Source organism: Myxococcaceae bacterium JPH2 (assembly GCA_016458225.1).
Lineage (GTDB): Bacteria > Myxococcota > Myxococcia > Myxococcales > Myxococcaceae > Citreicoccus.
This window is the reverse complement of sequence record JAEMGR010000017.1, coordinates 26,512-41,176: the sequence shown is the minus strand read 5'-3', so window position 1 is coordinate 41,176 and position 14,665 is coordinate 26,512. Positions and strand designations below refer to the sequence as shown.

Genomic DNA, 14,665 nt, shown 5'->3' with positions numbered 1-14,665 from the left:
CAGTTACCGTCCTGCCGGAAGCTCGAGCACCGTGAGGAGCCCTGCTTCGGCGGCCGTCAAGCGTGGCGCGGCATTCACCAGCGCATTCGCGGTGGCCCGGTCCCCCGCCACACCCCCCGGAACTTCCAGCACCAACTTAGGATCCGCGTCGATTTCAATCCGATCCTTGGGGTCTTCCGCCCCCACAGCGATAGTCAACTCCAGACGCACGCGCTCCTGGCCATCCTCCAGTCCCACCACGGACTGGAACATGCCCGCCACGCGACCCTTCTTCACCGCGAACGCGCCCCCGGAGATGTCTTCCTCCGCGAAGACGGGCGCGACTTCCTCTTCGTAATCGTCACAGTCCAGCCCCAGCCCCAGCGCGGCGAGCGCGGCGGACTCCACCAGCCCCACGTGGCCCAGCTGCTCGCTGTCCACCAAGGCGAAGAACTCATCCTCGCTCAGCCCCGCGCCCACCTTGCGCTGGAGCGCCTCGCGGCGCGTGCGCGCGTCCACCACCCGCGTCGCCGTCACCTTGCGCACCGGACCGCAGACCTGCCCTGCCGTCGCGATGAGCCGGTCCAACACGAAGCCCGGGTTGACGCCCGTGCCCACCACCGCCACGCCGGCGCGCTGCGCGGCGCGATCCAGCTTGTCCGCCAGCTCGGGGTGCTTCAGGTACGGGAAGGCCAGCTCCTCGCAGGTGCTCGCCACCGGCAGGCCCAGCTTCAGCGCCTCGAGCAGCTGCGCCATCACGTCGGGCAACCGGGAGCCGGTCGCATGCAAGAGGACCACGCCCTGACGGCGCCCCACGGCGCGCTCCAGCGTGTCCATCACCTTCACTTTGGGTGCGGGGAGACCGAGCACCTCACCGAGCGCGCGACCCACCAGTGCCGGCTGGGTATCCACTGCGCCGATGAGCTCGACCTCCTGAGAGGACAGGGCTGCCTTGGCAATTTCCTGCCCAATGAACCCCAGCCCCATCACCACCACCGGCACCGGCCCTGCGGGGGCTCTAGCCATCGGAGATTGCTCCAGAATTACAAGGGGTTACATCAACAAACAGGCGATTTCGTCACCATAGACCACGCATTGCCGGGCAGGCAAGCATCACTTGGATCCGCAAGACTTCCAGTTTGGAACATTCTCCAAGGATTTCCATGGCTTGGAGGCCCGGAATCGTCAGGGGGGGTCCTGTTTGGGCGGGAGGCAAGGGATGTATAAGGCCGGGACGGCCTGCGAGAAGGCCCGCCGCACTGGAGACCTCGCCGACATGGACCGCATCCTCGTGGTGGATGACGACGTGCTCATCCTGGCCGCGCTGTCTCGGATCCTGCAGACGGAGGGGTACGACGTCGTCACGCACAGTGATCCCGTACTCGCCGCGCGAGAGGTGGGCTTCCACGTCGTCCTCACGGACTTCATGATGCCGTACCTCAACGGCATCGAATTGCTGTCCGCGTTGCGTGAGAAGAACCCGCGCGCAGTCCGGCTGATGCTGACGGCGGCGGCGGACTTCCGCACCGCCTCCGAGGCGGTCAACCGGGGTGAGGTGTTCCGCCTGCTGGGCAAGCCCTGGGCGCTCAGCGAGTTGACCAGCAGCGTGCGTCAGGCGGTCGAGCACTACCGACTGGTGGAGGCCAACGAGCGGCTGACGCGCGAGGTGGCGGAGAAGAACGCGGAGCTGCTCGCCATCAACCGCGAGCTGGAGCATCGCGTGGTGGAGCGCACCACGGGCCTTCTGGACGGGCTGATCAGCGCGCTCGACTATCGCGACACCGAGACGCAATGGCACTCGCGTCGCGTCTCGCTCTATGCGCGGCGGGTGGCCGAGGAGATTGGGCTGGCCGGCTACGCGCTGGACGTGGTCGAGCAAGGCGCGCTGCTGCATGACATTGGCAAGATTGGCGTGCGCGACTCCATCCTGCTCAAGCCCGGTCCGCTGACGCCCGAGGAATGGGTGGAGATGCGCAAGCACCCCGAGTTCGGCTACCGCATGCTCGCGAAGATGCCCTACCTGCACGACGCGGCGCTCATCGTGATGCAGCACCAGGAGCGGTGGGACGGCAAGGGCTACCCGCAGAACCTGGCGGGTGAAGAGATCGTCATCGGGGCCCGCATCTTCTGTCTCGTGGACACGCTGGATGCCATCACCTCGGACCGGCCCTATCGCAAGGGCCGGCCGCTGGCAGTGGCCAAGGATGAGATCCGCCGGTGTGCCGGGACGCAGTTCGACCCGGCGCTCGCCGAGGCCTTCCTGCGCATCCCCGACAGCGAGTGGGCCCGCATCCGCCATGACGTCGAGCAGATGGAGGAGGCGGAGAACCGCCGCTGGAACCTCGAGCCGCTCGGTGGCGGCCCGCCCGTTCCGCCCGCGAGGGCGAGCGGAAGCTGAAGCGCGAACTCAGGCGCCGGGCTCGATGACCTCCACCGAGGTCATCACGTCGCCCTCCAGCAACGCGTCCACCACATCCATCCCGGAGATGACCTCACCGAACGCGGTGTAGCGACCGTCCAGGTGGGGCTGCGGCGCGTGCGTGAAGAAGAACTGGCTGCCGCCCGTATCCTTGCCCGACAGCGCCATGCCCACGACGCCTCGGCGGTAGAGTCGCCGCGTCATCTCGCAGCGGATGGAGTAGCCAGGGCCCCCTTCCCCATCGCCGCGCGGATCTCCGCCCTGCGCCACGAAGTCCGGGACGACGCGATGGAACGCGACGCCCTGGAAGTAACCGCGGCGGGCCAGCGCGAGCAGGTTGCCCGAGGTGACAGGGGCCTCTTCCGTATCCAGGGCGACCTCGAAGTTCCCCTTCGCCGTGTGGAAGCGCAGCCGGGCCCCCACGGGCTGAGCGGGCGCGACCGTCTCTGAGGGGAGCGCCACGCGCGCCGAGCGCACTGGCTGGCCGGTGAGTTCGGTGAGTGCGTCGGCCGCCACGCGGCGCACGTTCGCGTGGGGATGTTGGAGCCACTCGCGCAGAAGCGGCTCGGCGCCCTTCCCCTTCAGCGCCACCAGCGCGCCCGCGACGGGCTCCGCGAGATCCGACGCCTGGGCCACTCGCGCGGCCAGACGCTCCACGGCGGGCAGCGCCTGGGCATCCTTCAGTCGACCGGCCACGGACGCCGCGGCGCCTGCCTCCACGAGATCCGTGCCATCAAGCATCGCGCGCACGGGATCGGCCGCTCCCGGAACGGGGCGCTCGGAAACTGCCTCCAACGCGGCGAGGCGCACGCGCGTGTCCGGGTGGCTCAGCAACGCCACGGCGAAGTCCGCGCCTCCCGCGCCCTTGGCACGCGCGACCTCACGCAGGCCCAGCGCCAGGCGCCTCGGCTCGGGCACCCTGCCGTCGCCGCAACGCAGGACTTCGGCGAGCGCGCCCGTCTGCTGATCCATCGCCGCGGCCACACGACAATCGAGCCATGCGAGGTCTGCTCGCGCGACCTCCGACGACGCGTGCGCCATCGCTCCCGCGAGTTCCTTCCGCAGTTCGACCCACAGCGGCCGAGCGAATCCCGGAAGGCCCAGCTGCGCCACCGCCAGCACCGGATGACTCCAGGCAGACTCGCCTCGCGCCACGTGCTCGAGGCTGGGCGTGAGGCCCCTCAGCGCATCCATGGGCAGGCAGGGCCCGCTGCATGACGCCGTGAGCTTCGCCAGGGCCCGCGCGGTCTCCGCCGCCACTCGGGGCGTCGTCTCTCTCGCCAGCAGCGCGGCCAGCGTCGCGGCGTCCTCAGGTCCGCCCACGTCACCCATTCCCTTCGCGCACAGCGCGCGCACGTCCGGCGCCACATCGCCCAGACACGCACGCAGGGCCGCCAGGGTCTCGGCTCGGCGGAGGTTCGCCAGGAGGTACGCGCCCGCGTAGCGCGCTTCCTCAGGAAGCCCTGCCGCGAGGAGCTGCGCCGCGGGCGCCATCGGAACCTCGCGCACGCCCGCCGCACCTCCGCGCCGCGCCACCACGCCCAACGCCAGCGCAGCGCGGGCTCGCCACTCCGTCGGGCCCTCCGTCATCCGCCCCGTGAGGTGCCGAATCGCGTCGCGCGTGCCCAGCTTCCCGAGCGCCTCCACCAGAGAGGCGCGCACGCGGCCCTCGGATTCTCGGGACTCGGCGGCGACCAGGACCGTGGTGAGCTGCTCGCGCGCGGCCTCGGGCAGCGGCTCCCAGGACAAGGCCAGCTCGCCTGCCGCGAAGGCCGCTTCGTCTCGCACTTCGGGCGCCGGCGCTGTCAGTCCTGCCACCACCGCGTCGAGCGTCGAGGCGTCCTGGATGCGGGCCAGCGCGCGCAATGCTCGCGCTCGCACCAGCGGCTCCTCGGCACCCACGGCCCACGCCACGAGTTGGCCATCCCCAAGCGAGCGCTGATCCTCCCATCGCGCGATGTCCTGGCGCGCCCGCGCCGAATTCGCGGAGCCTGGGGACGCGGGATTGGAGTGGGCACACCCCGCGAGCGCGGAGAGCAGCGCGAGGCGGACGAACAGGTCGACGGGCAGGCGGCGCATGGGCTTGGCGTAGGTCAATTCTCCGCGAAAATCCAGGGGTTAGGACTCACGGGGTTTGACAGCCATGGCCCGGCGCCTCGAAGATGCGCGCACGTTTTCTCTCTCAGGAGCGCCGGCCCTGAACTGCCCTGGCTGCGACACCCAGGTGGCGGAAGGCTCGTCCATCTGCCCCGTCTGCGATTACATCATCGACTCCGCTTTCCTCTCCGCCGAACCGCCGCCCGAGCAGGATGATGATGAGTCCACCGGCGCGGCCGAGGATCCTCGCGCGGCGGCCAAGCCCGCGGCGCGTGCGCGGCCCGCCAAGCCCGCTCGCCCTGCGCCGTCGGATGACGCGACGAACGTGAAGAGCATGGAGCAGATCACCCGCGAGCGCGCCCAGCGTCCGCCCTCGCGCCCCGCCCCGGCGGCCCGGCCGAGCAGTTCGGGCAGTGGTGGTCGCGCCGCCGCCCCCGCTCCGCGCCGCGCTCCGGCCCCTCCTCCCGAGCCTTCGTATTCCGACGTCGAGGACGCGTGGGAGCGCGCCGAGCGGCGCCCCGGCAGCAGCGCCATCGAGGACCCCGAGGTGCTGATGCTCCAGGGTCGCGACTTCCTGCGGGAGCTGAAGGGCGCGGACCGCATCGCGTTCTGGGGCGCCGCGGCGGTCGTCCTCTCGTGCTTCCTGCCGTGGAAGGAGACGGCCGCGGATGGCGACATCCTGGGGCTGATGAGCGCGGGAGTCGGCGCGTGCCTGCTGTCCGTGGGCGTGATGATCGCCATCAGCGTCCGCGTGCGGCGCTCGCTCGCGCAGCTCAACCCGATGGTGCCGTGGCTCGCGCAGCTCGGCATGTCCATCGTGACGCTGCTCTGGGGGCTCATCTTCATGAAGCTGGCCTCGGACACCGCGCGCGTGCCCACCCCCATGGGCAACACCGAGATGATGAACTCCTCGCCGAGCATGGGCGTCTTCCTCGCGGTGCTGGGCGCCCTGGCCGCGCTGGGCGGGACGCTCATGGGCCTCAAGGACAAGTCCGCGCAGTAGCGGACTCCCGACATGACGAGCGCCACGCCCCTCGATCGCCTCCTCGCCTCGTTGGGCGCCGCCGTCCAGGGCCAGCCGCGCGTGCTGGCGGACCTGGTGACGGCGTTCCTCGCGCGTGGACACGTGCTGCTGGAGGGCGTGCCCGGCGTGGCCAAGACGCTCACCGCGCGCAGCATGGCGGGCGCGCTGGGCCTGTTGTTCTCGCGCGTCCAGTTCACGCCGGACCTGATGCCGGCGGACATCCTCGGCACCAACATCTTCCAGCCGCAGGAGCACGGCTTCCGCCTGATGAAGGGCCCCATCTTCACGGAGGTCCTGGTCGCGGATGAGATCAACCGCACCCCGCCCAAGACGCAGGCCGCGCTCCTGGAGGCCATGGAGGAGCGGCAGGTCACCATCGACGGGGTGACGCATCCTCTGCCTCCGCAGTTCTTCGTCGTCGCCACGCAGAACCCGCTGGAGCTGGAGGGCACCTATCCCCTGCCCGAGGCGCAGCTCGACCGCTTCTTGATGCGCGTGCGGGTGGGCTATCCGGACGCGGACGCCGAGGGCGCCATGCTGCGCGCCTTCCACCAGCGAGAGGGCCGCCCCATCGACGTGGAGCGCGTGCTGGATGCCCCGACCCTGGTGGAGCTGCAACGGCACGCGGCCCGTGTCGCGTGCGACGAGTCCATCCTCCAGTACGTGGTGCAGGTGGCGCGCGAGACTCGCACCAATCCGCGCGTGCGTCTGGGCGCCAGCCCTCGTGCGGCCCAGGCGCTCCTGGCCGCATCCAAGGCCCGCGCCGCGCTCCAGGGCAGCGACTTCGTCACCCCGGATGACGTGAAGGCCGTGGCGGGAAGCGTGCTCAACCACCGCCTCCTGCTGAAGGCCGAAGCCGAGGTCGAGGGCATCACCGCGGACGAGGTGCTTCGCCAGACGCTCGAGCGGGTACGAGTGCCGAGGTGAGCATCGGGCGTCCGGTCCCCACGGGCCTCGCGGTGTCGCTCCTCGTCGCGGGCCTCATCCCCGCGGCGCTCGCGGGAGTGTCATCCGCCTTCGGATGGCTCGTGCTCGCGTTCGACGTCGCGGTGCTCTCACTCATCGCGCTGGACTTCGTTCGCGCCCCCCGCGCCGATGATGTGGTCGTGCATCGGGATGTGGACCCCATCCTCTCCTCGGGCGTGGACAACCCGGTTCGCGTGCGCATCCACGCGCGAGGCGCCACCGCCCTCCGAGGCGAAGTGCGCGACGAGCCACCGCCCGAGCTGCGGAGCGATGGACACCGGCAGCCCTTCATCGCGCAGCCGGGGCTCGTCCCCACCACCGTCACCTATCGCGTCCATCCCACCGCGCGCGGCGATGCCCACTTCGGCGACCTGCACCTGAGGTTGATGGGCCCCCTGGGCCTGTGCGCGCGACAAGTGCACGTGCCCGCGGCGCAGGACGTGAAGGTGTACCCGGACCTCACGGCCCTCTCGCGAGAGGCCCTCGCGCTCACTCGGTCCGAGGACGCATCCTCCGCGCGCACCGTCCGACTCAAGGCCACCGAGGGACGCGAGTTCGAGTCCCTCCGAGAGTACCGGCCCGGTGACGACTACCGGCACATCGACTGGAAGTCCTCCGCGCGCCACGGCGACATGCGCGTGCGCACCTGGCAACCCGAGCGGCACCAGCCCGTGCTGCTGCTCCTCGACTGCGGCCGTCACATGGCCGGCGAAGTGGGCGGACGCCGCAAGCTCGACCACGCCGTGGACGCGGCGCTGCGACTGGCGCGCGTGAGCCTGGACGCGGGCGATCGCGTGGGCGTGCTCGCCTTCGCCAGCGACGTGCGCGCGTTCCTCCCTCCGCGACAGGGCCGCGAGCACCTGCGACTCATCACCGAGGCGCTCTACCGCGTCGAAGCGGACCTGGAAGAGAGCGACTACGGCCGGGCCTTCGACTTCGCCTTCGCGCGCCAGACGCGCCGCGCGCTGGTGGTCCTCTTCACTGACCTGGTGGATCCGGGCGCATCCGGAGCGCTCCTGACCCGCACGCTGGCCCTGCGTCCGCGCCACCTCCCCCTGGTGGCCTCGCTGCGTGACGAGGACCTGGAAGCCGCCGCCACCGACGTGCCCGCGGACGTTCCCGCTGCCTATGCGCGACAGGTCGCCAGCCGACTGGAGCGCGAATACCTCCGCACCGCCAACACCCTGCGCGACGCGGGTGCGCTCGTGGTGCGAGCCCCCGCGCACGGCTTCGGCGCCGCGGCGCTCAACGCGTACCTGGATGTCAAGGCTCGCGGACTACTCTGAGCCCGTTCGTCAAGCCCCTTGGAACTTTTCATGCACCGCGCGCTGCGGAGGGTGTAGATGCCGCCGACGCGAGCGTGCGCCGATCGCGCGGAGGCCGATTTTTCGGCTTCGGAGAAGACCCCCTTTACATGCATGTTGCGGTCAACAAAATGGCGCGCTTTACCGGATCGCCCGGCTGGCGGACGGGCTCGACACGACGGATGGAGACAGGGTCTTGGCGGAGGTCGCGAGGGGTTTGAGGGTCGAGGTCGAAGCGGACGCGTCACCGCCGCGCGGTGATGGCGAGTCCTCGCGAACGCTGACGCCCTTCCACGAGCGGCTGCTCGCGGAGGAACTGCTGGCAAAGAGCGCGGACTCGCAGCACCGGCTCGCCGGCGCGCTGTCCGAGGCCAAGGTGGACCTCAACCCGCACCAGGTCGAGGCGGCCATGTTCGCGCTCGACGCGCTGTCGCGCGGCGGCTGCATGCTCGCGGACGAGGTCGGCCTGGGGAAGACCATCGAGGCGGGCCTCGTGGTGGGCCAGCTCATGGCCGAGGGCAAGGCGCGCATCCTCATCCTGGCGCCCGCCGTGCTGCGCGCGCAGTGGAACGCCGAGCTGCGCGAGAAGTTCGACCTGGACAGCGTGCTGATCGACGGCCGCAACGTGCGCGCCAACGGCAACTGCTTCGATCAACCCTTCCCCGTCATCTGCTCGCACCCGTTCGCCGCCAACAAGTCGCACCTGGTGGCCGAGATTCCGTGGGACCTGGTCATCATCGACGAGGCCCACCGACTGCGGAACGCGCACCGGCCCAACAACAAGACGGGCCAGGCGCTGCGCGCGTCCCTGGCGGGCCGCCCCAAGCTGCTGCTCACCGCCACCCCGCTCCAGAACAACCTCATGGAGCTGTTCGGGCTGACGTCGCTCCTGGACGAGCAGATCCTCGGGCCTGAGCACGCCTTCCGCAGCCGCTACCGTGTGGACGAGGGCGGCGGCATGTCCGAGTCCGCCGCCTGCGAACTCAAGGAGCGGCTGGCCCCGGTGGTCCAGCGCACGCTGCGCCGTCAGGTGCGCGAGTACGTGCGCTACACCAACCGGCGCAGCATCGTGGAAGACTTCATGCCCTCGCCCGAGGAGCATGACCTCTACGAGAAGGTCAGCGAGTACCTCCGGCGGGCGGAGTCGTGCGCCATCGAGCCGGGCAAGAAGACGCTGCTGACGCTCTGCTACCGCAAGCTGCTGGCCTCCTCCACGTACGCCATCGCCCCCACCCTGCGGCGGCTCTCGGACAACCTCCAGAAGCGCCTGGAAGCGGCCCGGCTGGGACAGCAGGCCCTGTCGCTCTTCGAGCCCGAGGAGGCCAAGCAGTTCGTCGAGGAGGGCGAGGAGTGGTCGGATGATCCGGCGAAGTCGCCCAGCCTGCGCGCGCTGGAGCAGGAGGTCTGGGAGCTGCGCCAGTACGCGGACCTCGCGGACTCCATCCGGATCAACGCCAAGGGCGAGGCCCTCAAGCGCGCCTTGGATCGCACCTTCACGGTGATGCGGGCGCACAGCTGGCCGGAGAAGGCGCTCATCTTCACCGAGTCCAAGCGCACGCAGCAGTACCTCACCGACCTGCTGTCCGAGCACGGCTACCGGGGGAAGATCTCCCTCTTGTCGGGCGACGCGGGCGGCACCCCGGAAGAGCGCCGGGCGCTGGTGGACGAGTTCCGCAACAAGACGCAGATCCTCATCTGCACCGAGGCGGGCGCCGAGGGACTCAACCTCCAGTTCTGCAACCTGGTCGTCAACTACGACCTGCCCTGGAACCCGCAGCGCGTGGAGCAGCGCATCGGCCGCTGCCACCGCTACGGCCAGCAGCGCGACGTGCTGGTGGTCAACTTCCTCAACCGGCAGAACGCGGCGGACGCACGCCTGTTCGAGCTGCTGGAGAAGAAGCTCAGCCTCTTCGACGGCGTGTTCGGCGCATCGGATGAAATCCTGGGCGCGCTGGAGAGCGGCGTCGACTTCGAGCGCCGCGTGCTCGACATCTACCAGTCGTGCCGGCACCCAGACGAGATCAACACCGCCTTCGACAAGCTGCGCGGCGAGCTGGAAGGCACCATCAGCAAGCGCATGACGGAGATGCGCTCGGTGGTGCTGGAGCGCTTCGACGGTGACGTGCGCCGGCGCCTGCGCGTGGCGGGAGATCAGGCCAAGGAGAGCCTGGCCAAGCGCCAGCAAGAGGCGCGCGCGCTGACGGGCTCCGTGCTGGGCAGCCGCGCCTCGGGGCGGCTCCAGGTGGCCAAGGCCGCGTACGCGGTGCGCGACCGGACGCAGGACGCCATCAGCTACCTGCAGCTCGATGCGGCGGGCTTGCCGTCACGGCTCGCGCGCCTGGCGGGCAGCGAGGGCTGGTGGTTCGCCTACAAGTTCGAGACGACCGGACTGAAGCCCGAGGAGAAGCTCGTGCACCTGGTCGTCGTGAAGGACCGGGACGGCAACTTCCGCGCCCTGCCTCTGGCTGACGGCAGCCATTTCGTGAAGCTGGCGGCGAAGGAAGAGAAGCGCCGTCAGCCCGCGCCCGTGTCCGTGCAGCTCATGCACGAGCAGGCGCTCATGGCCGCCAAGGATGAGATCATCCGCGCCGCCGAGCGCCGCAACGCGATCGAGCTGGACAAGGCCAAGGAGCGCGCGGACCGCTACGTCGAGGACTGCCTCCTGGAGTCGCGCGAGTCCGTGGACGCCGCGCGCGAGGCGTGGTTCGAGGCGCGCAAGGTGGTGGCCCACACCGAGGACATCGCGGAGCGGGCCAAGGCGCGAGCGCACTCGGACAGGATGGAGCGCGACTACCGCCGCAAGCTGTCCTCGCTGCGCAACGAGGAGGAGAAGCGCTACGCCTCCAAGGACCGGCAGCTCGCGGAGCTGGCCAACAAGGCCCGCGTCACGGAGAAGCGGTCGATGATCGCCTCCGCCTACTTCTGGCTCTCGTAGGTCGGCGTCGCGTAGCGGGCCTCTTCGAGCCGCTGCTTCTGCTCGGCGGCCAGGCGCTGATTCTGGCGCGCGGCGCGGTACTCCTCCTTGAGGGAGGAGATCTCATTCTTCAGGGCGGTGATGTCCTTGCCCAGGTCACCCCCACGCCCCGGAGTCGCGGGACGTGGCACCGGGCGCGCGCCGGATCCGCTCGCGCCACCGGCAGTCGTGAGCTGAATGAGCAGCGCCGCCACGGTGATGGCATTCATGACGCTTCACGGTAAGCAACAGATGCGCTCGCAGGCAAGCTACGACTGCCCGGGGACGGCCCGCTGGCCGCCCTGCTCGCGGTAGGCCATGACGCGCTCGGCCAGCCGGATGGCGGACAGCGGAGCGCTGCCTTCGGCCTTGTTGTTGATGGTGAGGAACGCGGGGCGGCCCGCGCGCACCGCGGCCAGACACACGCGGGCGAGCACATCGCGCGTGGGCGCGTCCTCTTCCACCAGCTTGTCGAAGGGCGCGTAGCGAGCGCGTGCCTCCTCGTAGCCCAGGTTCGGAGGGAGCATCCAGCGCGCCACCACCGCGCGCGCCTCGAACGTCCGGGTGAGCCGCGCCTGACGGGCCACGGGCGGCATGTGGCTCCAGGCCGCGAGCACGGGGCTCGTCCCTGTGTCCGCCAGGGCCTGGGCGAAGTCCTCGGTGAGCAGCGACTCGTTGCGCACCTCCACCGCGTAGAGCGGCCCTTTCGGCAGCGCGGCGAGGAAGGCATGCAGGCGCTCCACGAAGCGCGCGGGCCCGCCCAGCACCGCCGGGTCCTGCGGCGGGAACTGGAAGACGAGCGGCCCGGCCTTCTCGCCCAGCCCCTCGACGAAGGGGCCCACCACGTGCTCGGCCGCATAGGCGGCGTGCAGGAAGCGCTCGTTGGGCTGGCCTCGTTGCGTGCCATAACGCTCATGCAGGGGGAAGCGGGCCAGCGTGCAGGCCTCGTGGGCCTTCACGAGGAAACGGAAGCGCTCGGGCACCTGCGCCGCGTACTCCGCGAAGGCCGTGGCGGGGATGGGCGCGTAGAACGTTCGATCGATTCCCACGGTGCGCAGGATGGGATGGCGCGCGTAGGCGGCCAGGCCCTCCCGCGCGAGCTGCGAGGTGCTCGCGTCCTGATCGAACACGATTCCCGCCCAGCCCGGGAACGTCCACGACGAGGTGCCCAGATAGATGCCCTGTGGCAGCGCCTCACCCAGCGCACGCACGGCGTCGGAGACTTCCGCGGGCCCCACCGGCTGGCCGCGCCGAGCACGCGCGGAGGCGGGTGGCTCCACGGCGGCCCCGGTGAAGAGGTCGAGCTGTGCCGGTCCTCGCTGTGGCGCCATGGTCTGCTCCTTCCCGCATCTCCCCGGGTGTCCATCCAGGACAACACCGGGGCGCACACAATGCAGGAGGTTGCCTCAAACCGAGGCGACGCACCACGTTCTCGAAGCAATGGGCAGGTCCGCTCGCGCGCCGACAAGAGCGGCGACGGCGCGCTACACCTTGAGCCGGATGGCCGAGGGGACCAGCGTCATCGTGCACGGCAGGCGCCCCGGCGTCTCACCATCGACGTCGAGGAACACGTCACCATCCTCGGGCTCGGCGCGCAGCGTGCGGCAGCGCAGCCGGCGCGTGCCCTTCCAGTTGACGTGATCGCCGTTGTAGACGCCCTTCGACTTCAGCACGAAGTCGCTGAGGCCATAGCCAGACCAGAGCGTGACGTCGAAGTACCCATCGTGCGTCACCGCGTCCGGCGCCACGAACATGCCGCTGCCAAAGTAGCGCCCGTTGGCCACGGCCACGGTGGTGATGGACACCGACTCAGGGGGCCCGCCATCCACGGACAAGCGCACCGTGCGGTCCGCGTACTTCACCAGGCCCTTGACCGTGCCCCACACGAAGCTGAGGTTGCCACCGAGCGCCTTGCTGCTCTGGTTCACCTCCTTCGCCACCAGTCCGCTGACGCCGAACGAGGCGATGTTCGCGAAGTAGCGCGTCTCCGGCTGGCCCTCGTTGTTGGTGAAGTCGATGCGGCCCACGTCGAAGGGCTCGGTCTTGTCGGTGCGCAGGCGCTCCAGCGCCGAGTCCAGCTCCAGGTCCCACCCGAAGGTGCGGCGGAAGTCGCCGCCCGTGCCACGCGGAATCAGCCCCAGCGCCGCGTTCGGGTTGATGGCCTTCCCGTCGCGGAAGAAGCCGTTCGTGACCTCGTTCAGCGTGCCGTCTCCGCCCACCGCGACGATGCTCTCGTAGCCTTCCTCGATGGCCTGGCGCGCGAGCCTCGCGGCATCCATGCCGCCCGAGGTGAATGCGTGCCCGAAGTCGCCCAGCGCCCGGCTCACCTGAGCGGAGATCTCCGCCCATCGCTTCCCCGTCTGCCCGTTGGCACTGCGCGGGTTGACCACGAGGAACGTCTTCATCGTCACCTGCCCCTCCGAGATGGCCCTCTGTTTACGCGGTTGTGGCGCCTCACTCCACTCCGCGACCACAAATCCAGGCCATGCGATGCTGCGCCGGTCGCCTCGCCACCTCCGGAGTCTGGATGGAACCGCCGGACGCCACCGAGCAGCTCGCGCCACACCTCCAGGCCACGCTCGCGCTGGACTGGCGCCTGCCCTCGCTGCGCGCGGACCTGGAGGCCGCGTCCTCCCGCCCCTTCGAGGAGACCGGCGCGCAGGAGGACTACCTCGCGAACTTCGACCTGCCCGCCCATGAGCCCGTCCAGGACGCGCGAGGTCCGCGCTTCCACTCCGCCCTCGCGCAGGTGCGAGCCCTCGCCGATTCCGGTGCGCCCCTCACCTACGCGCGACTGGAAGAGACCCAGTCCCTGCTGATGGGCCACCCCGTCCACTTCCGCCAGGGCGAGGCCTTTGCGCACCGCGGCACGCACCGCTATCGCCACACCCCGGAGCTGGAGGCGACGTTCGCGCGCAAGGTGGAGGAGGACGCGCGGGATGAATGCCATCCCGTGGCACAGGCCACTCGGTTGTATCTGGACCTGTGTTTCTTCCACCCGTTCCCGGACGGCAACGCGCGAGCGGCGCGCGTGTGGCTCGAGTACCTGTTGCGTCGGGCCCGACTTCCCACGCCCGCGCTGCACCCGCTGGTGCTGCACCCCAAGCGTCCGGGCGACGCCGAGAACTACCTCCGCTTCGCGCGACGAATGGCCCGAGCCATCGCGGGCCCCGCCGCTCCGTGCCTGAATGCGTGCTGAAAGGACCTCGCCATGCCTCGCACCCCGACCGACTCCTGGGAGGCCGTCCACAACAGCCTGGACGGCTATCAGCCCGAGCGCATCGCCGCGCTCCTGCGCGAGTACCTGACGCCACGCGTGCCACCGGGGACTCGCAAGCTCACTGACGACGTGCGAGAGGGCATGGCCCGCGACGTCCAAGCCCTGCTCTCCCAGAACCTGGGCCCCTGGTACACGACGACCGGCGTGCAGCTCGGCAACGAGAGCCTCGGCGGCTACTGCTGGTGCCACACGTTCTTCAACGAGAAGCCCATCACCAACCTGGGCGTGGAGCACAACGTCCAGAACATGCTCCAGGCGCTGGGCAAGGCCCACGCGTGGTTGAGCCAGCTCGGGGCGCTCTTCGACAAGCTGTCGCGCGAGCTGCCCTCGGTGGAGACCGACGCGGACATCCGCGCACTGGCCATCGCCGAGGCCTTGGTGCGCGTGGTCGAGCTCACCGAGAAGGCCACCTTCTGCGAGGAGGCCTGGTACTTCTTCGCGGACGAAGCGCTGGACTGGCTGCTCGAGTCCCAGGGCCTGCGGCTGGATCACACCGCCAAGAAGCTCTGGCGCGATGCCTTCCGCTTCGAGTCCTGGTCCGCGCCTCCCGCGGACCTCTTGCGCAGCGGCGCCGAAGCAGTCGCGCGCGCCCTGGTGCGTGGCGAGGAGCACCGCCTGGAGCGGAAGCGCTGAGTCCTCCGCC

General features: G+C 70.2%; 12 protein-coding genes. 7 read left to right on the top strand and 5 right to left on the bottom strand.

The features are described 5' to 3' along the window. Window positions 1–3: 3 nt before the first annotated feature. Window positions 4–1,005: a dihydrodipicolinate reductase gene (locus JGU66_24740; GenBank protein MBJ6763993.1), complete on the bottom strand. Its 1,002-nt coding sequence runs from the start codon at window positions 1,003–1,005 to the stop codon at window positions 4–6. A 250-nt stretch (window positions 1,006–1,255) separates the two neighbouring features. On the opposite strand from JGU66_24740, the gene JGU66_24735 reads away from it, so the two are divergent. Continuing rightward, window positions 1,256–2,377 carry an HD domain-containing protein gene (locus tag JGU66_24735; GenBank protein MBJ6763992.1) on the top strand — a complete coding sequence of 374 codons (1,122 nt, stop codon included), beginning with the start codon at window positions 1,256–1,258 and terminating at the stop codon, window positions 2,375–2,377. Window positions 2,378–2,386: 9 nt separating this feature from the next. Here the strand turns inward: JGU66_24735 and JGU66_24730 are convergent, their stop codons facing one another. Continuing rightward, window positions 2,387–4,477 (bottom strand): peptidylprolyl isomerase, encoded by a 2,091-nt coding sequence (locus JGU66_24730; protein MBJ6763991.1) that lies wholly within the window; start codon window positions 4,475–4,477, stop codon window positions 2,387–2,389. 64 nt (window positions 4,478–4,541) lie between these two features. Between JGU66_24730 and JGU66_24725 the strand changes: the two genes are divergently transcribed. From JGU66_24725 to JGU66_24710, 4 genes are all read left to right on the top strand, one after another. After that, window positions 4,542–5,498 (top strand): hypothetical protein, encoded by a 957-nt coding sequence (locus tag JGU66_24725; GenBank protein ID MBJ6763990.1) that lies wholly within the window; start codon window positions 4,542–4,544, stop codon window positions 5,496–5,498. 12 nt (window positions 5,499–5,510) lie between these two features. Further along, window positions 5,511–6,446, top strand: coding sequence for a MoxR family ATPase (locus JGU66_24720; GenBank protein MBJ6763989.1), 936 nt, complete (start codon window positions 5,511–5,513; stop codon window positions 6,444–6,446). Further along, a complete protein-coding gene (locus JGU66_24715) occupies window positions 6,443–7,771 on the top strand; it encodes a DUF58 domain-containing protein (GenBank protein ID MBJ6763988.1) in 1,329 nt (442 codons plus the stop codon). The genes JGU66_24720 and JGU66_24715 overlap by 4 nt, the downstream gene beginning before the upstream one ends. 214 nt (window positions 7,772–7,985) lie before the next feature. Then, window positions 7,986–10,724, top strand: a complete 2,739-nt coding sequence (locus tag JGU66_24710) for an ATP-dependent helicase (GenBank protein MBJ6763987.1) — start codon at window positions 7,986–7,988, stop codon at window positions 10,722–10,724. Here JGU66_24710 and JGU66_24705 read toward each other — a convergent pair. From JGU66_24705 to JGU66_24695, 3 genes are all read right to left on the bottom strand, one after another. Then, complete coding sequence (locus JGU66_24705; GenBank protein ID MBJ6763986.1) at window positions 10,706–10,972, bottom strand: hypothetical protein; 267 nt, start codon at window positions 10,970–10,972, stop codon at window positions 10,706–10,708. The two genes, JGU66_24710 and JGU66_24705, sit on opposite strands and share 19 nt — an antisense overlap. Before the next feature lie 39 nt (window positions 10,973–11,011). Continuing rightward, on the bottom strand, window positions 11,012–12,073 hold the full coding sequence (locus tag JGU66_24700; GenBank protein ID MBJ6763985.1) for a DUF72 domain-containing protein: 1,062 nt from the start codon (window positions 12,071–12,073) through the stop codon (window positions 11,012–11,014). A gap of 153 nt (window positions 12,074–12,226) precedes the next feature. Then, complete coding sequence (locus JGU66_24695) at window positions 12,227–13,147, bottom strand: YegS/Rv2252/BmrU family lipid kinase (protein MBJ6763984.1); 921 nt, start codon at window positions 13,145–13,147, stop codon at window positions 12,227–12,229. Window positions 13,148–13,269: 122 nt separating this feature from the next. On the opposite strand from JGU66_24695, the gene JGU66_24690 reads away from it, so the two are divergent. Both JGU66_24690 and JGU66_24685 read left to right on the top strand, forming a co-directional pair. Beyond that, on the top strand, window positions 13,270–13,941 hold the full coding sequence (locus tag JGU66_24690) for a Fic family protein (protein ID MBJ6763983.1): 672 nt from the start codon (window positions 13,270–13,272) through the stop codon (window positions 13,939–13,941). 12 nt (window positions 13,942–13,953) lie between these two features. Further along, the gene (locus JGU66_24685) at window positions 13,954–14,655 is read left to right on the top strand and encodes a hypothetical protein (protein ID MBJ6763982.1); all 702 of its coding nucleotides are present in this window, start codon (window positions 13,954–13,956) and stop codon (window positions 14,653–14,655) included. Window positions 14,656–14,665 lie beyond the last annotated feature (10 nt).